The 22,072-nt window shown below is 45.9% G+C and carries 15 protein-coding genes; 9 read left to right on the forward strand and 6 right to left on the reverse strand.

The features are described from left to right. The first annotated feature begins 111 nt into the window (after nt 1–111). A complete protein-coding gene (locus tag R7D93_RS02850; RefSeq protein ID WP_049872671.1) occupies nt 112–399 on the forward strand; it encodes a hypothetical protein in 288 nt (95 codons plus the stop codon). A 96-nt stretch (nt 400–495) separates the two neighbouring features. Then, a complete protein-coding gene (locus R7D93_RS02855) occupies nt 496–1,212 on the forward strand; it encodes a DsbA family protein (protein WP_005384623.1) in 717 nt (238 codons plus the stop codon). A gap of 69 nt (nt 1,213–1,281) precedes the next feature. On the opposite strand, the gene R7D93_RS02860 is transcribed toward R7D93_RS02855, so the two are convergent. From R7D93_RS02860 to R7D93_RS02880, 5 genes are all read right to left on the reverse strand, one after another. Further along, nucleotides 1,282–3,342 (reverse strand): alpha-amylase, encoded by a 2,061-nt coding sequence (locus R7D93_RS02860; protein ID WP_225495695.1) that lies wholly within the window; start codon nt 3,340–3,342, stop codon nt 1,282–1,284. A gap of 180 nt (nt 3,343–3,522) precedes the next feature. Then, nucleotides 3,523–4,200 (reverse strand): monofunctional biosynthetic peptidoglycan transglycosylase, encoded by a 678-nt coding sequence (gene mtgA / locus R7D93_RS02865; protein ID WP_225495697.1) that lies wholly within the window; start codon nt 4,198–4,200, stop codon nt 3,523–3,525. A gap of 151 nt (nt 4,201–4,351) precedes the next feature. Beyond that, on the reverse strand, nt 4,352–6,544 hold the full coding sequence (gene glgB, locus R7D93_RS02870; protein ID WP_395237164.1) for a 1,4-alpha-glucan branching protein GlgB: 2,193 nt from the start codon (nt 6,542–6,544) through the stop codon (nt 4,352–4,354). Between the two features lie 283 nt (nt 6,545–6,827). After that, nucleotides 6,828–9,008 carry a 4-alpha-glucanotransferase gene (gene malQ / locus R7D93_RS02875; RefSeq protein ID WP_005374838.1) on the reverse strand — a complete coding sequence of 727 codons (2,181 nt, stop codon included), beginning with the start codon at nt 9,006–9,008 and terminating at the stop codon, nt 6,828–6,830. Between the two features lie 117 nt (nt 9,009–9,125). Next, nucleotides 9,126–11,579 carry a glycogen/starch/alpha-glucan phosphorylase gene (locus R7D93_RS02880; RefSeq protein WP_005374836.1) on the reverse strand — a complete coding sequence of 818 codons (2,454 nt, stop codon included), beginning with the start codon at nt 11,577–11,579 and terminating at the stop codon, nt 9,126–9,128. A 734-nt stretch (nt 11,580–12,313) separates the two neighbouring features. Between R7D93_RS02880 and malT the strand changes: the two genes are divergently transcribed. The 7 genes from malT to sstT all read left to right on the forward strand — a co-directional run bounded on the left by malT (nt 12,314) and on the right by sstT (nt 21,036). After that, nucleotides 12,314–15,022: an HTH-type transcriptional regulator MalT gene (gene malT, locus R7D93_RS02885; RefSeq protein ID WP_213866691.1), complete on the forward strand. Its 2,709-nt coding sequence runs from the start codon at nt 12,314–12,316 to the stop codon at nt 15,020–15,022. A 578-nt stretch (nt 15,023–15,600) separates the two neighbouring features. Then, nucleotides 15,601–16,518 carry a DUF368 domain-containing protein gene (locus R7D93_RS02890; RefSeq protein ID WP_025998607.1) on the forward strand — a complete coding sequence of 306 codons (918 nt, stop codon included), beginning with the start codon at nt 15,601–15,603 and terminating at the stop codon, nt 16,516–16,518. Nucleotides 16,519–16,762: 244 nt separating this feature from the next. Further along, nucleotides 16,763–17,188 (forward strand): hypothetical protein, encoded by a 426-nt coding sequence (locus tag R7D93_RS02895; RefSeq protein WP_017820123.1) that lies wholly within the window; start codon nt 16,763–16,765, stop codon nt 17,186–17,188. A gap of 9 nt (nt 17,189–17,197) precedes the next feature. Further along, a complete protein-coding gene (locus tag R7D93_RS02900; RefSeq protein WP_017820122.1) occupies nt 17,198–17,812 on the forward strand; it encodes an SCO family protein in 615 nt (204 codons plus the stop codon). Next, nucleotides 17,802–18,110: a PTS transporter subunit EIIB gene (locus R7D93_RS02905; protein ID WP_005384641.1), complete on the forward strand. Its 309-nt coding sequence runs from the start codon at nt 17,802–17,804 to the stop codon at nt 18,108–18,110. The genes R7D93_RS02900 and R7D93_RS02905 overlap by 11 nt, the downstream gene beginning before the upstream one ends. Before the next feature lie 275 nt (nt 18,111–18,385). Next, complete coding sequence (gene rsgA, locus R7D93_RS02910) at nt 18,386–19,462, forward strand: ribosome small subunit-dependent GTPase A (RefSeq protein WP_213867910.1); 1,077 nt, start codon at nt 18,386–18,388, stop codon at nt 19,460–19,462. Between the two features lie 356 nt (nt 19,463–19,818). After that, a complete protein-coding gene (gene sstT / locus R7D93_RS02915) occupies nt 19,819–21,036 on the forward strand; it encodes a serine/threonine transporter SstT (RefSeq protein ID WP_005374821.1) in 1,218 nt (405 codons plus the stop codon). A gap of 65 nt (nt 21,037–21,101) precedes the next feature. Here the strand turns inward: sstT and pdxY are convergent, their stop codons facing one another. Continuing rightward, nucleotides 21,102–21,971 carry a pyridoxal kinase PdxY gene (gene pdxY / locus R7D93_RS02920; protein ID WP_213866689.1) on the reverse strand — a complete coding sequence of 290 codons (870 nt, stop codon included), beginning with the start codon at nt 21,969–21,971 and terminating at the stop codon, nt 21,102–21,104. Nucleotides 21,972–22,072: the final 101 nt, after the last annotated feature.

Raw genomic sequence — 22,072 nt, forward strand, 5'->3', positions numbered from 1 at the left:
CCGGCCATATGTAAACGGCATAAACCAGAATTAACAGGACTATACGACCCATTGTTACGCTCACAATATAAAATAGCCAAATGGACACTCGCCCTCGTGCTTTGGGTGGTGATGATATGCTTAAGCCAAAATTCTGGTTTCTCGAAAAGCTGCCCAAAGGCTCACCAAATACAGAGTCAGCAAGATGAAAGCGTGAATTTATCACCATCTTGCGACCTTTCAGAAAAGTTGGTTCAAGCGTACCAACATCAGTTTGATCATATTCTTATTCCATTTTTTCTGTTTGCTTTGATTGTGGCGCTGCCGATGACAACCACAGCAATTCGCTATCTGGAATACACAGAACCGATACCGGAAAAGTATCGGGTTCACCTAAAGCTTTGCGTGTTTAGAGAATAAAGCCAGCAAGGCGAGAGACCTTTCTGCCTGACTTTTGTACATATTTTATTCACTTCACATAACAAACAACGAAATTTAAAAGTTTTAGGAAATATTATGACATTCACTCGTACACTTTTGGCGTTAACGATGGCTATCGTATCTGCCGTATCTTTCGCATCAGAAAAGACCGCAGAACAAAAGCTAGAGGAAGTTAATCAGATACTAAAAGATAACCCTCAAATTCTTGATTCATTGCACCAAAACCTTCAAGAGTACATTGCGTATCAACAGTCATTTGGCGACACCTTGAAGGAGGTTCGTCAATATCTAAGTGATGGCAAACATTCCTCTTTTGGTGCTGAAAACCCTGAGTTAACCATTATTAACGTAACAGACTACAGCTGCCCATTTTGTAAACGTTTAGAAGGAGAGCTGGTCAAAGTTGGTAAGGAATATCCGCAGGTAAAAGTGCTTAACCTCAATGTCTCTTTTAAAGAACAATACGAGAAAAACGGCTACAACTCGGCAAGTTACGCATTAAATGTTTGGCAAAACCAGCGAGATAAGTACGAACAAGTGCATGAGTTATTGGTGAAAAAACCGGGCGCACATGACGCACGTTCCTTAAATCAAATCGCGAAAAAAACGGGGACAGAAGCACAGCTTGTCGACGACAAAGAGACCAAAGCGCTGCTTGATAAAAACTATCAGTATTTCACGCAACTTGGTTTACGCGGCACGCCTGCGTTGATCATTAATGATCAAGTCATTCCTGGCTATGTGCCGTTTGACGAGCTAGAAAAAGTCATCGACCAAGAACTGGCGAACTAATACAACAAAGCCCTTCCCTGATAACTCAAGGAAGGGCTTTTTCTATCTAGGCTTAAAACGAAGTTCTAACTACTTGTCGCGACCCACAAACGCCACAACGACTTTGTCATTGCCAAGCGAGCGAGAGAACACGTACGCGCCTTCTTGTTCAATTACTTGATGCTGACCCGCACCAATCGCTGGGTGCGCTTTACGGAACTGACCAAGAGTTTGCCAGTGTTTGAGCAGCGCTTGCTTCTCATCAGATAGCTTCCATACCATGTCAGAACGAGTGCCTTGGTGGAAATCGTCCGCGTAAGGACCAATGTTACGACCAACTTCATCACCATAATAAACCTGAACAGCACCAGGACTCAGAAGCAGTGCATTCGCGGCGTTACGCTGCATACCGTAATCTTTGAAGCGAGAGAAGAACAGCTCGGTATCGTGAGAAGACATATAGCTCACAGGGTTAAAGTCTTTCTCATTGGCGATAGTGTCCGCATAGCTTTGGTAAGTGTCTGCCATTTGGCTGAAACACGCCGCGCCTTTATCTAATTTCTTCTGCATGTCGAAGTTAATCAACGCATCAAAGCCATCGTCAAAGTAAGGGCTGCGATAAGCGGTATGTCCCCATACTTCACCCATCATCCAGAATGGCTGACCTGACTTACCGTTCTCTTTACGCCACTGCTCAAGGCTGCTTGATGCCTCTTCTTTCAAGCGTTTCCACACATCGCCTTCAACGTGCTTCACCGTGTCGACACGGTAACCATCAATACCAAAGCGTTTCACCCAATCAGTTTGCCACTCAATTAGGTAGTCCGAGACGGTGTAATTATCACGCGCCTCAACGCGAGTGCCAGGGTTATCCAATAGCCATTGAGCTGGCTTCACGGCTTTGTCTGATTCAGTGATAAAGTCAGGCAAACCCGCCAATGACATGGTGATATCACTGCTGCCCGGAGCTGGGTATCCCGGTAGACCTGTTCTTACCCAGTCACCGCCCCACCATTTCGCCCAGTTTGGACTCTGGTAATCAATATTCTGGTGGTAGCTATGCCAGTTTTCGCCCGCTTTTGGTTGCCAATCCCCCCACTTCTTAGGTAGGTCAGCGTTTGGTTTTAACACCTCAATACCATCAAATTGCAAATCGGCTAACGTTGAGTAACCGGTGTGGTTGATTACTGCGTCCATCAATACTTTAAGGCCACGTTTGTGTGCCTCTTCCACCAGCTTTTTCAGATCATCTTCGTTACCGAAGTTCTCATCAATCTTAGTGAAATCACGCGTCCAGTAACCGTGGTAAGCGTAAAATGGGAATGAGCCGCTATCGCCGCCGCCCACAAAACCATGCACTTGCTCAACGATTGGCGACAACCAAATTGCATCTGTACCTAGGCTCTTGATGTAATCTAGCTTTTCGATCACGCCTTTTAGGTCACCACCGTGGAAGGTACCAATCTCTTCTTTACCGTCTTTCTTGCGCCCATAGCTGTTGTCATTGCTCGTATCAGCATTCTTGAAACGGTCGACCATCACGAAGTAAATGTTGGCATTACGGTAATCAAACGGTACTGCCTCTTTGGTTCTCTTTACTGGCTCTAACAGCACCAAACCGCCGGAATCTTTGCTTGGCGTCAGTGATACTTGCTGATCTTTTACTTCGACCATTTGCCCAGAGTAAGCATCACGCAAGTTGGTACCATCGGGGAAACTGTCACCTAACGCAATCGTGACTTCGCCGCCTTGGTAAACCTCACATTGCACTTGTGGGATTGGGCGTTTGAATTCTGTCTTTGCGGCTTTCTTAGGCTCTCGCTTGAAGCGCAATGTTTTCGCTTCCGCATCAAAAGCAAAAGAGTAATCGCCAGTGAAGCGGATTTTTAACGGCAGTTCTGTTGGTTTTCCGCAGTTCAGCGCGATAGGTTTGTTGAATTTGACCTTCTGACCATCAGGCGCGACACAGTCGCCTTCAACACCCGTAATTTTGAGCGTATAGCCATCTTTGGTTAAGAGCACAACCAAAGGCTGCTCTGCATTTAAAGGAAAGTCACGGCTGTTGGTCGTGGTAGATATGGTGATGTTTGGCTCGGCGATGGCACTTGCCGATGCAAGCAATAAAGTAGTGGTAATCAGGTTGAGTTTCATCGTTCAGTCCATTGGTTGCGCATACACGCAGTATTCGTGTTGTAGTTTTATTCACACTAATAGTAAATGGATGAAAAACTGAGCACATCATTCTGAAAGGCTACGCCCTAAAGCTTGTGACGCTTCACATTTTATTGATATAGGGGCGTAGTTCTATTTAAGTGCAATAGATTGAGGGAGTTAAAGTTGCACGCTGCCAAGATTGCTCATTTGATTCATCGCCCATCTTGTGCGGCGAGCAGTGTACTCACTTTGTGGGTAGACTTTGATTCGATATGGGTTTGGCAACACCACGGCTAAACGCGCTGCTTGCCACTTCGAGAGTTGCTTTGCACTGACACCAAAGTAGTTCTGCGCCGCTGCTTCGGCTCCGTAAATACCGGGGCCAAATTCAACCACATTTAGATACACTTCTAGAATGCGCTCTTTACTCCACATCAGCTCCATCAGTAAGGCAAAGTAAAGCTCGTAAGCCTTGCGAACGTAGGAGTGAGAAGGAAATAAAAACACATTTTTCGCAGCCTGTTGGGTAATAGTGCTCGCGCCTCTCGACGGACCATTATCACCAGCCTCGGAAATCACGTCGAATAGCGATTCGAAATCGACACCATAATGATGAGGGAATTTTTGATCTTCGGTCGCAATCACCGCTAACTGCATATTTTTTGAAATGCGCGACAAAGATACCCATTCGTGTTGACTATTGTCTGGATAGTTCTTTGGTGTCGCAACAATACGGCTTAACTTCCACCCCCATATTGGTGGATCGACATATTTAACCAAACCAACCAAAACGACTGGGGCGAGCAGCAATATCAACACCATTTTAAATAGAAATGACTTAAGCCTTTTCAACATGTGTGGTTCCCCAATGCATTAGCGATTGATGATAAACAAACCCGTGAGCTTGCCTGATTCAATCAAGAACAACAAGTTTTAGAGGTAAAAAATAGGTCAAAAAAAGCCCGATTTACAATGTAAAACGGGCTTAGAATTTGATTAGACTAAATTATTTGTGCAGCTTGTAGAACACGGTTGAAAGTGGAGGCAAACGAAGCTCAAGTGATTGAGGCAGTGATTCACTTTCAACTTTTTCCGTTTTCACAATGGTCAGCACTTTAAAATCGCTGCCGCCGTATTTGCTGTCGTCCGTGTTCAGCAGCAGTTCGTATTGACCTGCATTTGGAACACCTAAACGGAAACGCTCGTGTGGTACGGGCGTAAAGTTGGTGATGATGAGAATACGCTCACCCTCTTTACTGATACGCTCGTGCGCTAGGATGCTTGCATCCGCTTCGTCTTGTAGACGCCACTCAAAACCAGCAGGAACACAATCTTGATCGTGCATCGCCGCTTCATTTCGGTACAAGTGGTTCAAATCTCGCATCAGCTTTTGGACACCTTGATGACGCTCATATTCCAGTAAGAACCATTGCAACTGATCATCGTGGTCCCACTCCGCCGTTTGGCCAATTTCCGCGCCCATAAAGTTCAGCTTTTTGCCCGGTTGACCATACATATAACCGTAGTATGCTCGTAGGTTTGCGGTTTGCTGCCATTCATCGCCCGGCATCTTGTTGTGAATAGAGCCTTTGCCGTACACCACCTCATCGTGAGAGAGAGACAAGACGTAGTTCTCGCTGTGCGCATAAACTAGCGGGAATGTGATGGTATTGTGGTGGTATTTGCGGTGAACAGGATCTTCTTTGATGTATGAAAGACTGTCGTGCATCCACCCCATATTCCACTTGAAGCCAAAGCCTAAACCACCCATAAAGGTTGGCGCAGACACACTCGGAAACGCCGTTGACTCTTCCGCAATCGTCATCGCATTCGGGAAGTGCTTGTACACTTCTTCGTTCATCCATTTTAAGGTTGCGATTGCGTCGTAGTTTTCGTTGCCACCATCAACGTTTGGTACCCACTGGTCGTGGCTACGTGAGTAGTCGAGGTAAAGCATCGATGCGACTGCGTCCACACGAATGCCATCAATATGGAATTGTTCAAACCAGTACAGCGCATTCGATACAAGGAAGCGACGCACATGTTCACGGCCTAAATCATAGATGTATGAGTTCCAATCTTGGTGCCAACCGCGACGTGGGTCCGGGTCGTGGAACAGCGGTGTGCCGTCAAAGTTTGCTAAACCGTGGTCATCCGATGGGAAATGCGCCGGAACCCAATCCAGCACCACACCGATACCAGCTTGGTGACACGCATCCACGAAGAATTTGAAATCATCAGGTGAGCCGTAACGGCTAGTTGGCGCAAATAAGCCAACGGGTTGATAGCCCCATGAACCATAGAATGGATGCTCAGACACAGGCATCAGCTCAACGTGGGTGTAGCCCATATCCACAAGGTATGGCACCAACTGCTCCGCGAGTTCGCGGTAGTTGAGGAAATCACCGTTCTCGTCGCGCTTCCATGATCCAGCATGCAGCTCATAAAACGATAACGCTTCATCACGCTTTTGTGTCACTGCGCGGTTTTGCCATTTCGCATCTTGCCATTGGTAACGCTTGTGATCGTAGGTGATGGATGCGAACGATGGGTATTGCTCAGAGTAGAAACCCCAAGGGTCTTGTTTGTGTGGCAGCCCTTCCCCATTTGGCCCTTTTAGCTCAAATTTGTACTGAACGCCTTCTTCTAAGCCAGGAATAAATAGGCCCCAGATACCGTAGTCTAGGCGTTGCATTGGATGACGACGGCCATCCCATTGGTTGAAGCAACCCACAAGGCTAACAGCAGATGCATGTGGTGCATAAACAAGGAAACGCACACCAGAGATGTTTTCACCGCCACGTTCTAGCGTGACAAAGTGTGCGCCCATGTAGTGATACATGTCTTTTGGCGTATGCAGATGCTCGTACTCTTGGTAGATATTGTGGTACTGGTACGGGTCATCAATAATTTGTTCAACACCATTCCAATCGACCGCTAAACGGTAGTGGGTCAGGTGTAAATCGCGTTGCTCTTTTAAGACGAAACCGCTGTCGCCATCACGCTCAAGCGCCACGCGAGGTTCACCATTAACAAGCAGTTCAACCTTGTTTGCGCCCGGCATCCAAACTCTCAGCGAAGCTTCGTCGTCAATGAATGGACCCAGCGCCGCAAATGGATCTGAGTAAGCCGCCTCAGCAAGCAGTTCGTATGCGCGTTCGTGTTGTTTCTTTATTTTCTTGGTTTTGGTGGTTTTCAAATCTTTCTCCCTAGAGCCAACATCCTTTTCAAGACCAGAGATCTGAATCAAACATCGGTTTCTCCACAGCCAACGTTGTGAACTCACAAAAAGACTCCGCTTCTCACGTTCGTTGCGTAAACGGCGTCAAAATACAAAAATGCCCGCTATTGTCGCGGGCATAATAACGGTACTTCATCCTAACGGATTGTGTTTTAGGAATGAGTGACCTAGACGGAACTTTCGTACCTCTGAGCTAACAAAATTGGTGATCAGCTCGTCCATCTACGTCACTCTAGGCATCTTACTTACTCGCCTGTGCGCGAACTTCAGTAAGGCGTTTAGAAATACGATTCACATCTTCACGGCTGAAGATTTCATCTAGGTTCATCGACAATTTACGACGCCAGTTTGGATACTCATCCACCGTGCCAGGAATATTGACAGGTTGATCCATTTCTAGCCAGTCTTCAAGCTGAACGCTAAGCAGTGCAGAGTCACCCGCAGCTACGTGCAGTTGCAGCGCTTCGCTTAGGTATGAATCCATTGGCACGTACTGAGCATCATGACCAATGCCTTCTGGCAGATAGCCATGCCAGCGAACGCTGTCTAGAATACCTTGTTTGCACTTCAAGCGGTCAGCGAATAGGCCTTCCAACTGCTGTTCATCAGGGTACAAACCAATCTCACGCCCCATCTTCAAGTCATCACAGTGCCAGAAACCGCGTAGTGTTGGCATATCGTGCGTACACAATGCCGCCATAGACTGCTCTGCGTAATGCTTCGGAGAAATAAAACCACCGTCGTCTTTTGATGTTTCGAAGAAGAAGACTTTGTACGAATGCACACCCGCATCACGAAGGATATCAACGATTTCATCAGGTACAGTACCCAAGTCTTCACCGATTACAGAACACTGATGACGGTGAGATTCCAACGCTAGGATTGCTAGCATGTCTTCAACTGGGTAGTACAGGTATGCGCCTTCTGTCGCTTTCTCGCCTTTTGGAATCCACCAAAGGCGAAGCAGGCCAAGTACGTGGTCGATACGCAATGCACCACAATGCTTCATGTTAGCACGTAGCAATTTGATATAAGCGTCGTAGCCAGTCGCTTCTAAAACCTGAGGGTTAAGCGGAGGCAGACCCCAGTTTTGGCCTAGTGGACCAAGTACATCCGGCGGCGCACCGATGCTTGCATCCAATACTAGCGCGCCTTCGTCTGCCCATGTTTCGCTGCCTGAATCTGCAACACCAACCGCAAGGTCGCGGTACAAACCCACAGCCATGCCTTTTTCTTCGGCTAGCGCTTGTGCTTCTTTGATTTGATCGTCTGCGATCCATTGCAGGTACATGTACAAGTGAACACGATCTTGGTTGTCCTTAATGTACTTCTGAGTACCAGCTGCGTCGAATGTGCGGTATTTCTCAGGGAATACAGGCCAACCCCACATGTTTGCATCTTCTGCATGTAAATCAGCATGAAGTGCATCGAATGCAGCTTGGTGTAGCAAGCTGTCTCCGCCTTTTTCAACAAAGTCCAAGAAGGCACGAGCGCGATCGGTGTTCTTGTCTAAATGGCGAGCTTTAAACTCACTGAATAGCAGCGGAAGAACGCTCATTTTTAGTTGTGAAACTTCGGTGTAATTCACCCAATGAGAGTCTCGCGCTTTTTGTAGACGTTGTTGGAACTCTGCGCTACCCACTCGCTGTTGTGCTTCTGCACTTAGCGCGAACTCAGGTACAGAGCTTACGTCGATGTACATGATGTTCAGCCAGCGACGAGAAGACGGGCTGTATGGGCTTGCCCCTTCTGGATTCGCAGGGAACAGCGAGTGAATCGGGTTCAAGCCAATGAAGTCACCGCCACGAGAGGCAATATCACTCACCAGTTGTTTTAGGTCGCCAAAATCACCGATGCCCCAGTTATGCTGAGTACGCAGTGTGTAAAGCTGGATACTAGGACCCCATAGCTTTTTGTGTTGGTTTAGATCGTCTTGTTTGAAACACGCTTTCGGCGTAATGATCAATGACATCTCGTAAGGTGTTTTACGACGCTTACGACTGATGATCAGTTTGTGATAACCCCAAGCCAAGTTCTTTGGCAATGCAAACACTAGAGGGCCACCCTCAGCACGCTCATCACGAACAATTTGGGACTGAAGATAGCCTTCAAGTACCTCTCCTTGTTCTGTTTCTAAACGCCAGCTGAATTCACTCTCACGAGCACTCGTACCTAGGTTTAGTTCCACTTCGACTGGTTCGCCGTCGCGTAAAACAAGAACAGGGGCTAGTACGTCTTTTTTATGTTTCTTTTCAGCAGAAGCCAGTAGTTTTTCATCACTGCTAGTATCGTAGCCAAGCGAAGCGAGCAAGCGGCGTAGCGTCTCCTCAGACACTTTCGCCTCATCTCCCCAAGCACTGACATAGCTATCAGCCAATCTCGCCATTTCCGCGACTTTCTTTAATGCTGTTTGTTCTTTCATCGCTTTCTCCGAAGGTAATACCAACACCTTCCATGTAGGGTTTTATTGTTATCAATAACTTCTTTTGGAAAATGACCAAAGGTAGCGCTTGGCTACCTTGGTCTTAACTAGGTTCTATTAGCGTTTCACCGCTTCAAGTTTCCAGATATTGTTCACGTAGTCGCGGATTGAGCGGTCTGACGTGAACTTGCCAACAAGGGCGGTATTAAGAATGGCCTTCTTCGCCCAGCCAGCTTGATCTTTATATTGTTCGCTCATGTCTTCGTGCGCTTTCACGTAAGATGCAAAGTCCGCAAGACATAAGTACGGGTCACCGCCGTCTAGTAGGCTGTCATACGTTGCACGCAGTAAGCCTGGTTGACCTGGTGTGAACTCTTCACCCAATAGCAAGTCCATTGACGCTTTGAGTAAGTGATCCGCATTATAGTAATCAAATGGGTTGTAACCTTGAGCTTTCAGCGCTTTCACACCTTCAACATCTAGACCGAAGATATAGATGTTCTCATCGCCTACTTCCTCACGAATCTCAACGTTTGCACCATCCATTGTACCGATAGTTAGCGCACCGTTTAGCGCCATCTTCATATTACCTGTACCTGATGCTTCTTTACCCGCTAGCGAGATTTGTTGAGAAACGTCAGCCGCAGGGATAATGATTTCAGCCATGCTCACGCGGTAGTCAGGGATGAACACCACTTTCAGCTTGTTACCGATGCGAGGATCGTTGTTCACCTTGTCTGCAATCTTGTTGATTGCGAAGATGATTTCTTTCGCTAGGTGGTAACCCGGTGCTGCTTTTGCTGCGAAGAACACAACGCGTGGCGTACACTCAAAACCCGGTTCATTAAGAATACGGTGGTACAGAGACAGTACGTGTAGCAAGTCTAGATGCTGACGTTTGTACTCGTGCAGACGCTTGATTTGAACATCGAAGATTGCATTAGTATCGAGCTCGATACCCATGTTCTCTTTCACCCAAGTTGCTAGGCGTTCTTTGTTCTCTTTCTTCACTGCCATGAATTCTTTTTGGAATGTCGCGTCAGTAGCGTACTTCGCAATACCTTCAAGTTGCTCTAGTTTCGCTGGCCATTCTGGGCCGACTTTCTCAGTGATAAGCTGAGACAGACCTGGGTTACAAAACTTCAACCAGCGACGTGGCGTAATACCGTTCGTTACGTTGTGTAGACGTGTCGGGTACATTTCGTGGAACTCTGGGAATAGGTCTTTCTTAACCAATTCAGAGTGAAGTGCTGCTACACCGTTTACTGCGTAAGAGCCGATTACACATAGGTTTGCCATACGAACCATGCGGTGGAAACCTTCTTCGATGATAGAAAGCTTCTGTTGCTTCGCGACATCACCCGGCCACATTGCACGTACGTCTTGTAGGAAGCGGTGGTTAATCTCGTAAATGATCTCCATGTGACGTGGTAGCAGGTGCTGGATTAGCGACTCTGGCCATGTCTCTAGTGCTTCTGGAAGTAGCGTGTGGTTGGTGTACGCAAATGTCTTAGAGCTGATTTCCCAAGCCGCTTCCCAAGCTAAACCTTTTTCATCCATCAGGATGCGCATTAGTTCAGGAATCGCAATCGTTGGGTGTGTATCGTTAAGCTGGATAGTCTCTTGCTTAGGTAGATCCGCTAGCGAGTAGCCCGCAGCTTCGTGGCGACGTAGGATGTCACGTACAGACGCTGCTGAGTGGAAGTACTGCTGCATTAGACGCAGTGTTTTACCTTTCTCGTGGTTGTCGTTCGGGTAAAGCACTTTAGTGATGTTACCTGCGTCGATCAGTGCGTGCTGAGCTTCGAAGTAATCACCATTGTTAAAGCTTGCTAGTGAGAATGGTGCAATCGCCTGACATTCCCAAAGACGTAGCGGGTAAACCGTGTCTGATTCGTAACCCACAATTGGAAGATCCCAAGGCATTGCTCTTACTGTCATGCCTGGTACCCATTTGCGAACTTCTTTACCGTTCTCGTTAATCACTTCAACGTGACCGTAGAAACCGATCTCTTGCGCAAGTTCTGGACGCGCAATTTCCCAAGGGTAGCCTTCTACACCGCGCCAAGCGTCAGGTGCTTCTTGCTGGCGACCATCTTTGAATGACTGTTTAAATAGACCGTATTCGTAATGTAAACCATAGCCGACAGTTGGGAATTCTTGTGCCGCACATGAATCCATGAAACACGCAGCCAGACGACCAAGGCCACCATTACCCAATGATGGGTCGCGCTCTTCTTCTAGCAAATCAGTTAGGTTGTAACCCAGTTCAGCCATTGCTTCTGTTACTTGTTCATACAGACCCATGCTGATTAGGTTGTTACCAGTCAAACGACCGATAAGGAATTCTAGCGAAAGGTAGTTAACGCTCTTCGCACTTTTAATGCGTGGATCTTCTTCTGTCGCAAGCAAATCTAGAGTAGTAAATTCAGCCAGAGCATGCCCCATTGCTAGGTACCATGCGCGGCTGTCTGCGTTTTCAATCGTATGAGCGTAAGTTACAGATAGGTGTTTCTTTACGCTTTCTTGGAACGACTTCTTGTCAAATTGTTTTTGTTGAGTAGGTTTCATTACGAAATTCTCACGTCTTTTGGTAATTCATCTGCCATACATCGTGCATTTACCTCTGTGAATAAACATCCTCCTAATTCTCATCCTTTGAAGGAGGAGGGCTGAGGGCGTAGAGGGGGTACCATTGCTAGGTTAGTGATCCAAATCTCAACAAAGTGAACTTTGCACCAGTTCTTAGTGATTTTGATCACAATGGAATGTGAGAAAGGTTAAAACCCGTTCATGACGCTTTTTATAGTCCACTCATCTGATGATGTGAAAATTGTAATATCGGTCACATTAACTCGGTCAGCGTAGAAGAACTTTTCGTAATCTATGTGCAACGCGATCTTAACGCTAACGAAACAAACGATATTTAAGTGACGACAATCACAAATAAAGGGCGTAGTTGATGGTAAATCCATCAACCCTTGAGAATTAGGAAGTGGATCAAAGTAACGAACATTTCTGATGTCGTAACATCCCACTCAGCTCACAGGATTGTACGCTTTTTATACAAACTAGAATTAGGCGATGTGAGTTATTTCTAGTTTTCGCTAGCTTTTATATCTAAGTGACCGTATGGAATGGTTTTTCAGACGGACGCAAGCCCCAACAGTAGCGACATTATCCGGCATTCAAACAGTGTTTTTGATGCTGATGACATCATTCAGTAAGACGGCTTTCAAGGGGGCTTTACTAGAATGATCACGTTGCAGTCATTTGGGTATACATAAATAAGGACATAACTACTAATGTGGATTCCATCTAAGCTTACTCGACCAGGACGCCTGCACAATGCCATCGTGCGCCCACGAGTGTTGGACTTACTACAGCAAGCGCCTTACTACAAATTGGTTTTATTCCGATCCCCAGCAGGTTACGGAAAAACGACAATGGCAGCGCAGTGGCTATCCGATAAGCCAAACGTCGGTTGGTACAGCATTGATGACAGCGATAACGACGGCTTTCGCTTTGTAAACTATCTGCTTCAAGCATTAAACAAAGCCACCAACTTCAGTTGCGCTAACGCACAAAAACTGGCGGAAAAACGTCAGATCTCGTCTTTACGCTCCCTATTTAGCGAAGTGTTCGCTGAAATGGCTGACTTTCATCAAGAGTGCTACGTGGTGCTTGATGACTACCATTTAATCACGAATGATGAAATCCATGAATCCATGCGTTTCTTTTTAAAGCACATGCCAGACAACCTCACCGTTGTGGTAACCAGTCGTGCAGCGCCGCCTCTGGGCACTGCAAACTTACGTGTTCGTGATTTAATGATCGAAATCGGCAACGAGATGTTGGCGTTTGATACCGAAGAAACCACTCGCTTCTTTAACCAGCGTATCGCCGATGGTATCGATGAAGACATGGCGAACAGCCTAAGAACCTATGTTGAAGGTTGGCCATCGGCGATGCAGTTGATCGCATTACAAGCCCAACATCAAAACCGCACATTGGCACAAACTGTAGAGTCGGTATCGCAGTTCAATCACGCGCACTTGTGGGATTACTTGGTCGAAGAAGTGTTTGACTTACTCGATCACGAAACTCGTCACTTTTTAATGCAAGTATCCGTGCTTGACCACTTCAATGATGAGTTAGTGTTTGCCCTTACCCAACGCGAAGATGCACTGGGAATGATTGAATCGCTTAACCGTTACGGCTTATTCATTTACCCGCTCGAAGGGGAACAGAACTGGTTCCGGTTCCATAACTTATTTGGCGAGTTTTTATCTCATGAGCGCCAAGCTCGTATTCCTCAGCAAGAAAAAGATCTCCACCGCAATGCTGCTATCGCTTGGTTACAACAAAAAGCACCACACCAAGCGATTCATCATGCACAAAAATCGAATGATAAGGACTTAGTGGTAGAGATCCTAAACGAATTCGGCTGGAAGATGTTTAACCAAGGCGAACTCTGCACACTGGAAAGCTCAATTAACAAATTGGACGATGATCTGTTGTTCAGCCACCCAAAACTTACGATGCTCCGAGCATGGTTGGCTCAAAGTCAGCATCGTTATAACCAAGTGGGCCACCTGCTTGAAGAAGCGGAAGAGGAACACAAAAAGCGTAACATTGCGTTAGATATTCATTATCAAGGTCAAGCAAACGCGTTGCTTGCTCAAGTGGCTATCAACAGTAACCAACCAGAAAAAGCTCTCGAATTAGCGGAGCTAGCGCTTAGCCAACTTGATAACACTATTTACCGTAGCCGAATTGTGGCGACTTCGGTTGTTGGTGAAGTTAACCACGTGCTAGGTAAACTAGACCGTGCTTTGCCGATGATGCAACAAACTGAAAAGCTAGCTCGTCAGTATCAGGTATATCACCAAGCGTTATGGGCAATATTGCAGCAAAGCGAGATTTTAATTGCACAAGGTTACGTGCAAGCTGCCTTTGAACTACAAGATTCCGCATTTCGTCTGATTGAAGATCAGCAGCTTCAGCATGTTCCTCTTCATGAATTTTTGCTGCGTATTCGCGCGCAAGTACTTTGGTGCTGGAACCGACTTGATGAAGCGGAAGAATGCGCGTACAAAGGTCTGCAAATTCTCGAAAACCATTCACCAAGCAAGCACTTACATAGCTATTCGATGTTGGCGCGTATTGCGATTGGACGCGGTGAATTAGACAAAGCCGGTAAATTCATTGAGCACATCCAACACTTGATGAAACAGTCGACTTACCACGTAGATTGGACTGCAAACGCTTCACTATCGTTGATTCTATTTTGGCAAGCGCGCGGGAATACCGATGCAATGCAAGAATGGCTCAACACTGCGGTTCGTCCTGAATCGGCATGCAACCACTTTTCTCAATTGCAATGGCGTAACATTGCTCGCGCCCACATTAACTTAGGCCAATATACCGACGCTCGTGCTGCGTTAGATTTTCTCCAAGGTGAAGCTCGTCGCACTAACCTAATCACAGATACTAATCGCAACTTAGTGGTTGAAGCGGTCCTTTCTGCTCGCCAAAAAGATGAGGAGCAAGCCAAGGCACTGTTAAAAGAAGCATTAGTAATGACGAACCAAACTGGCATGGTCGGAAACTTCCTGATTGATGGTGCAACCATTGGCGGTCTGCTGGAGAAGTTGAGCCTCCGCCATGAACTGGGCGATCTTGAGCGTCACCGTGCTCAACAGTTAATGAAGGACATTTCATCGAATCAACGTAGCCGGTCGATTCACTTTGATGAAGACTTTATTGAAAAGTTGGTGAATCACCCTAATGTGCCAGAGCTAGTACGTACCAGCCCATTAACACAACGCGAATGGCAGGTTCTGGGACTGATTTATTCAGGCTTTAGTAACGAGCAAATCGCACAAGAGCTGGATGTGGCAGGTACGACAATTAAAACCCACATTCGCAACCTGTACCAAAAGCTTAATATTGCTAATCGTAAAGAAGCCATTGTGACAGCTGAAAATTTGCTACAGTTAATGGGATACTGAACTGCTAGATAAACGGGTTAAAACGTAAAGTAAAACACAAGGGTTGGCGTAACACGTCAGCCCTTTTTTATGACTGACAGTAAGAGAAGTGCAATTTGCAAAGCACGTAAGTAACGTTGTTCATATAAAAAAATAGCCAACCGCAATAATCGCGATTGGCTTATATTTAGTGTGAACAAATTGTATTCACTAACAACGTCAGTTGGCTAGGTGACCCTCGGCTTAAGAAGGGTCGAGCAGTATTATGCATTAATCATGCCAAAATGCAAAGACTTATTTTTGGGCACAAGATCTCATATAAGCTGGATTTATTCACGCGCAAATTATCAAAATGCAACTTTGTAATGCAAATTGCAATTGCATAATGCAACCAAGACTGATAATTGATAGTAGAGTTAATCATCTCAAAAATGTAAACCAAGCATTAAAAGCTCGTTACGGCGACATTGTCTCTTGGCGGGTAATAAAGATAGGCAATAGATTGGATATAAAACCAAGTAGTTACAGCACTATTTCATACTTTTTTCATCGCAATGTTTGTATACTCTCTGCCATCGAAACGACTTAGCATTAGAGCAATGAACTACTTAATTACTTTCTTCAAGGGAATCGCCATGGGTGCAGCAGATGTTGTACCTGGTGTATCTGGCGGCACCATCGCGTTTATCACTGGTATTTACGATACGCTGCTTGAAAGCATTCGACGCATTAACCCCTCACTTTTCTCTATCTGGCGAAAAGAAGGGGTTAAAGCCGTGTTTAATCACATCAACGGATTCTTCCTTATCGCTCTGTTTGCCGGCATTTTCACCAGTATTGCAACGCTAGCAAAGTTGATTACTTGGCTTCTTGACACACACCCGATCCCACTTTGGTCATTTTTCTTTGGTCTAATTTTGGTCTCTGTGTATCACATTATTCGTCAGGTTGAGCAACGCGATCTTGTCCGCTTTGTCATTCTGCTCGTTGGTGTCGGGTTTGCTTATAGTATTACTGTGCTCAAACCTTTACACATGGAACCAACGGCCATTAACACCTTATTCGCTGGAGCTATCGCGATTTGTGCAATGATCTTGCCGGGTATCTCTGGCAGTTTTATTTTGCTGCTGATTGGCATGTATGCTCCTGTATTAGCCGCAGTGAAAGGTTTTCAAGTCGATACATTAGCGCTATTTTTGTCTGGCTGCGTGCTCGGTTTACTGTCCTTCTCTCACTTATTGTCGTGGTTACTACGCAAGTTCCGTGATTTCACCCTGATGTTTTTGACTGGATTAATGATTGGTACGTTGCCAAAGATTTGGCCATGGAAAGAAACCATCACTTGGCGCACCAATTCGAAGGGCGAACAAGTGCCATTGCTACAGCACAACCTATCACCATTTGAATTTGAACACGTGACATCACAACCTTCTCAGTTAGTACTTGCTGTCGTAATGATGCTTGCAGCCATTGCTCTGGTTTTGGGTCTAGAGAAATTCGCAGATTCAGATAAATAAATTTGGTATCAAACACATACTGAACCAAATAAAAACGGAGCCAATTGGCTCCGTTTTTATCTATTGGCTAAGGGCAAAAACATCTCAATTGAAAACTCTGCTGTATTTGATGCAATAAAGTCCGTCGCGTTACTAGGAAGCTGGTCACCGAGGTATAACGCACAATTTACCGAGGTCACGAGTTGGCGAGCGGCGCATCTGTGCTACGATGCTCGTAATGTTAAGTGATAAATGCTGAACCTTCATGAAAGTGTTACAAATCGCCGCTGTTTCAGCCGCATTAGTTGCGGGATTTTATGCCCCGACTCTAATAAAAAGCTTTTCTTCTTCCACTCAAAGCAAGTCAATAGATGAATACTGCTTTCTCTCTACAACCTCTTGCGTCCAAGAAAATGTTACGATGACACTAAACTCAGAAACTGCTCAACCCTTGGTTCCTACCACTCTAAATGTTGAGTGGCATACAAGCGATGCTAAGCAACTCATCCTAAGTCTTTCAGGAAGAGAAATGGAGATGGGTGAGCCTAAGTTTTTGCTGAAGCAAATCGCTCCTGGCCAATATCAAGGTGACATCATTCTCCCGGTTTGCACGGAGGATGCGATGACTTGGGTTGGTGAACTCAGTGATGGAGAGAATACCGTTTACCCTGCTATAAAAATGCAAAGATAAGGAATCGTTATGAGCCGCAATTGGTCCCTATTTCTCGTAGCTGCTTTCGCACTCGGGTTTGGCGTAAAGAGCTATTTAGATAATCAGAACACGAAGCCAGAGCTAGTGGACAGTTCCACCTCTCAACAAACGGTATTGTTTGGGGAAAATAACCAAGCCGTCAATATCTTCGATGTGAATGACCCTCGCATCCGAGTTGTCTATTTTGGCTTTACTCGCTGCCCAGACGTTTGCCCAACTTCTCTTGCAATGCTGGCAGGGGCACTGAATCAAATTGACGACGCGCAAAAAGCACAACTACGCCCGATGTTCATTTCTTTAGACCCAGAGCGTGATGAGGCCGATGCATCAGCAAAATATGCCCATTACTTCCATCCAATGATTGAAGGCCTATCGGCACCACTTGATGTAACGACACCTTTGGCACACAACTATGGTGTCATTTTCCGTAAGACAGAATTGGAAGGCTCGGAACTAAAGTACACGCTGGATCATAGCTCTTACTTTTACTTCTTGAAGCCGGATGGCACGTTAATCACTAAAGTACCGCATACACTCTCACCGGCACCGATTGTTGAAGCCATTTCAAAACTAACGACCGAAGGCTCTTCAAATGACGGTTAAGTCAGTGCTGAAGCAATTTTTCAATTTCCTAACTCATACCAACCCCAATGTCGAACAAGACGTCGATACGATCATTGACGCCATTGGGGGCATAGAGAACCTGCTAGAAACTGGTGCATGTGCGACTCGGCTGCGCCTTACCCTCAGAGCGACGTCCGTCATCGATAAGAACGCACTCAAAAATCATGGCGCGCATGGCGTCGTGATATTGGATGATCGTCATGTCCAAATCATATACGGCTTAAAAGCCAACACGTATTCGCAGATTATGGAAGAGCGCATCACAAAACAAAGTTAATATTTTTGCAGTATAGCTACCCTCTTTAAAAAACGGCGGCTATACTCTTTTGGCTTAATTAACTCACTTATTTATTAACCAACGAAGAGGACACAAGATGATTGTATTGAATAACACTAACTGGGCATCGCAAGGGTAACCCTAACAGCACCAACTCTGTGGCATAGCCACAACTCCCCTTCTCTGCCCGGTCTTCACCGGGGTCAACTCTATCCGAATTAGACCCTAATGCGATTTGTATTAAGGCGCTTTGTTGCGTCTGGGATAATTCAATAATGAATCAAACACATACTTTTTGTGACACATTAGTTTCAACTTCAAACCCTCTAAAACAATTGGGTTGGAAACCATTTTTTCAGCAACAACTGACATTAGACGATTACGACAACACTATCTTTGCTCGTGTAATTGCGCATCACCGAAGTGGTTATTTATTGGCAACAGAAACTGGGCAAGTTCGTCTTAATGCCCACTATTCTTTACCCAACATGACCGTCGGAGACTGGGTAATCTTAAATGAAGATCAGCAATTTGTTCGCTTACTGGATCGCTTGAGCCTCTTTAGCCGCAAAGCAGCTGGCAGCAAAGTGGCAGAGCAACTCATCGCAGCCAATGTGGATACAGTGTTTATCGTCTGTTCCCTTAACGACGACTTCAATTTAAGTCGTATTGAACGTTATCTTGCCTTGGCTCATGAAGCCGAAGTCGAACCCGTCATCGTGCTTTCCAAAGCCGATTTGTGTGACAATACTGATGAACTAAAAAGCCAAGTACAGAAGCTCGATCCTCTATTAGCTATAGAGACAGTCAACGGCTTAGAAATAGAGAGTGCTTCTAAACTCATGACCTGGTGCAAAGAAGGACAAACCCTCGCTTTTATCGGTTCTTCAGGCGTTGGCAAATCAACTCTTGTTAATGCATTACTCGGGCAACAAGAACAGGCAACTGGGCATATTCGTGAAGACGATAGCAAAGGTCGACATACAACTACATCGCGCTCTATCCATCTATTACCTGATGGCGGCATCTTGATTGATACTCCGGGAATGCGCGAGCTTCAACTAGCAGATTGTGAATCGGGGGTCAGTGAGGCGTTTTCTGACATTGAGGCTCTCGCTCAGCGTTGTCGCTTTGGTGATTGCCAGCATCAAACTGAGCCGGGTTGCGCAATTCAAACTGCGATTGAAAATGGCAAACTGGAAGTTCGTCGTTTCAATAACTATCAAAAACTATTGCAAGAACAAGCCTTTAACGGTGCGACTTTGGCAGAGCAACGAGCACAAAGTCGACAATTCGGAAAACTTGCTCGCAATGCCATGAATGATAAGCGCAGGCGCCAACAAAGTTATTAATTTGTTGCGTTTGAGTTGTCAATAAAATCAAAGGAGACGAAAGTCTCCTTTTTAACAACTTTATTAAAAACCATTACTCATAACTAATGATAATTTTCAACATAAAAATCTTATTTAAATAACATTGAGCAAACATTTAATCCAAAAACAAACTAAAACTAGACACAAAATATTACCAAGCTAAGATATGTGATATTCAGCAAGAAAATGGCTGAATTTATAAAAACAGGATAATTGATAATCATGTGTCTTAGTGACCAGAAGCAATGCTCACCCCTTGCAATATAAGGGCATTATCGCCGTGTAATGATGGACTATTGCCCTGCCACTCTGGCATAAAATTGCAGGAATGATGTATGCAACACAACAGCCTCGTTGCCCGATATGCTCGTGGTAACCTCGTCGTCCAGATCCTTGTCGGTATCGTCTTTGGTATTTTGCTCGCGACAATTTCTCCAAGCCATGCCGAAAGCGCGGGATTAATTGGTAGCCTTTTTGTCGGTGCGCTTAAAGCGATCGCGCCAATTCTTGTGTTTATTTTGGTTGCCGCTTCAATTGCAAACCAAAAGAAAAACCAACACACTTACATGCGCCCAATCGTTGTACTGTACCTGATGGGTACATTCTTCGCGGCGCTATCAGCAGTGGTTCTAAGCTTCCTTTTCCCGACCAATTTAACGCTTGTCACCGGCGCTGAAGGTGCAACGCCTCCTCAAGGTATTGCTGAAATTCTACGCACACTGTTGTTTAAACTGGTCGACAACCCAGTAAATGCACTAGTAGAAGCAAACTACATCGGCATTCTAGCTTGGGGTGTGGGTCTGGGTCTTGCACTACACCACGCATCGGCAACAACGAAGGCCGTATTTGAAGATCTAAGCCACAGCGTGTCTCACATTGTGCGCTTTATCATTCGTCTTGCACCATTTGGTATCTTTGGCTTGGTTGCTTCAACGTTTGCGACAACGGGCTTTAGCGCACTAGCAAGCTACGCACACCTTCTGGCGGTTCTTCTTGGCGCAATGATGATCATCGCACTCGTTGTAAACCCAGCGATCGTGTTCGTTAAAACCAAACAAAACCCTTACCCACTTGTATTCCGTTGTCTACGTGAAAGTGGTGTAACTGCGTTCTTCACTCGTTCAAGTGCGGCGAATATTCCAGTAAACATGGCACTATGTGAGAAGCTAAAACTGGACGAGGATACGTACTCAGTATCTATCCCTCTAGGTGCGACCATCAACATGGCTGGTGCTGCAATCACTATCACAACGCTAACGCTTGCAGCTGTGCACACTATGGGTATCGAAGTTGATCTACTGACTGCGCTACTTCTAAGTATTGTAGCTGCGGTTTCTGCATGCGGCGCATCAGGTGTTGCAGGCGGCTCTCTACTACTTATCCCACTTGCGTGTGGCCTGTTTGGTATCTCAAACGACGTAGCAATGCAGGTTGTAGCGGTTGGCTTCATTATCGGTGTGATTCAAGACTCTGCAGAAACTGCGCTAAACAGCTCAACAGACGTTGTCTTTACGGCAGCAGTTTGTAAATCAGAGCAGCAAAAAGCTCAGTAAGACTGACAGAACAAATAGAAAGGGGAGCCGATGATGGCTCCCCTTTTTTGTTTAATTGCGCTCAATTATGCGGTGACCAGAGCCACTTCTTCAATCGGGAAGTGTTTGCTTGGTTCAACAAACTCTTGCTGCGCCGCGATAGTTTGCAGCTCCCATTCGCCTGCATGATACGTTGCACTTAACACCCCGTAGCACGCGTCATGACAATGTTGGAAAGCTTGTTTAGGAGACCAGCCTTTTAAGAGTCCCGCGGTAAAAATAGCTGAAATAAGATCGCCCACGCCAACAGGTTGTTTAGCAAACTCAAATTGAGGACGCTTCGCAAGGTAAATACCTTCTTGCGTAGCCAATAGCATGTTAAAGCTGCCATTTTCTAGGCAGTAAAGGTGCTTAACTAGCACCACTTTTGGACCTTTCTCTAGCGCACGTTGGCATGCGGTGATCGCATCGTCTAGTGAGTGGATTTCCATCTCAGCAAATTGACTTAGCTCGAATTGGTTCGGAACGATCACGTCCGCCATTGGCATCAAACGCGTTAGAAGATTTTCAGCAATGCCCGGAGCCACAATGCAGCCTTTGTCTGGCGCGCCCATCACAGGGTCGCAAACGTAAAGTGCGTTCGGGTTCGCTTGCTTCACTTTCGTCACGGCATCTTCAACAGCAAGGCACTGCTCTGCGCTACCTTGGTAGCCCGTCAATACCGCTTGGCACTTTTCCAGCGCGCCGATGTTACCAAGTCCACGAACTAACTCGCTGATGTCTTCAGCCGCAAACGCTCGCCCAGTCCAGCCTTCTTGATACTGCGTGTGGTTAGAAAATTGAACGGTATGAATCGGCCATACTTCGAAGCCCATGCGTTGCATTGGGAAAACAGCACTGCTGTTACCAGCATGACCAAAAGAAACATGAGATTGTATAGAGAGGATACCTTGCATAGTACCTTACCTCTTATTGTAGTTATCGATAGTTCAAAGACAGCGGCAAGCGCCAGTTTTGCGAAACCAGTAGTGTATCCGACAAACCAAGATTCTCTAAC

Source organism: Vibrio sp. YT-15, assembly GCF_033337445.1.
Lineage (GTDB): Bacteria > Pseudomonadota > Gammaproteobacteria > Enterobacterales > Vibrionaceae > Vibrio > Vibrio alginolyticus.

Bases quoted from the DNA above. Each gene is read 5' to 3' on its own strand.
- malT (WP_213866691.1), top strand. From the start codon at position 12,314: ATGTGGATTCCATCTAAGCTTACTCGACCAGGACGCCTGCACAATGCC.
- R7D93_RS02895 (WP_017820123.1), top strand. From the start codon at position 16,763: ATGAAAGTGTTACAAATCGCCGCTGTTTCAGCCGCATTAGTTGCGGGA.
- R7D93_RS02860 (WP_225495695.1), bottom strand. From the start codon at position 3,342: ATGAAACTCAACCTGATTACCACTACTTTATTGCTTGCATCGGCAAGT.
- mtgA (WP_225495697.1), bottom strand. From the start codon at position 4,200: ATGTTGAAAAGGCTTAAGTCATTTCTATTTAAAATGGTGTTGATATTG.
- pdxY (WP_213866689.1), bottom strand. From the start codon at position 21,971: ATGCAAGGTATCCTCTCTATACAATCTCATGTTTCTTTTGGTCATGCT.
- R7D93_RS02900 (WP_017820122.1), top strand. From the start codon at position 17,198: ATGAGCCGCAATTGGTCCCTATTTCTCGTAGCTGCTTTCGCACTCGGG.
- R7D93_RS02905 (WP_005384641.1), top strand. From the start codon at position 17,802: ATGACGGTTAAGTCAGTGCTGAAGCAATTTTTCAATTTCCTAACTCAT.
- malQ (WP_005374838.1), bottom strand. From the start codon at position 9,008: ATGAAAGAACAAACAGCATTAAAGAAAGTCGCGGAAATGGCGAGATTG.
- R7D93_RS02855 (WP_005384623.1), top strand. From the start codon at position 496: ATGACATTCACTCGTACACTTTTGGCGTTAACGATGGCTATCGTATCT.
- R7D93_RS02850 (WP_049872671.1), top strand. From the start codon at position 112: ATGATATGCTTAAGCCAAAATTCTGGTTTCTCGAAAAGCTGCCCAAAG.
- R7D93_RS02890 (WP_025998607.1), top strand. From the start codon at position 15,601: ATGAACTACTTAATTACTTTCTTCAAGGGAATCGCCATGGGTGCAGCA.
- R7D93_RS02880 (WP_005374836.1), bottom strand. From the start codon at position 11,579: ATGAAACCTACTCAACAAAAACAATTTGACAAGAAGTCGTTCCAAGAA.
- sstT (WP_005374821.1), top strand. From the start codon at position 19,819: ATGCAACACAACAGCCTCGTTGCCCGATATGCTCGTGGTAACCTCGTC.
- rsgA (WP_213867910.1), top strand. From the start codon at position 18,386: ATGAATCAAACACATACTTTTTGTGACACATTAGTTTCAACTTCAAAC.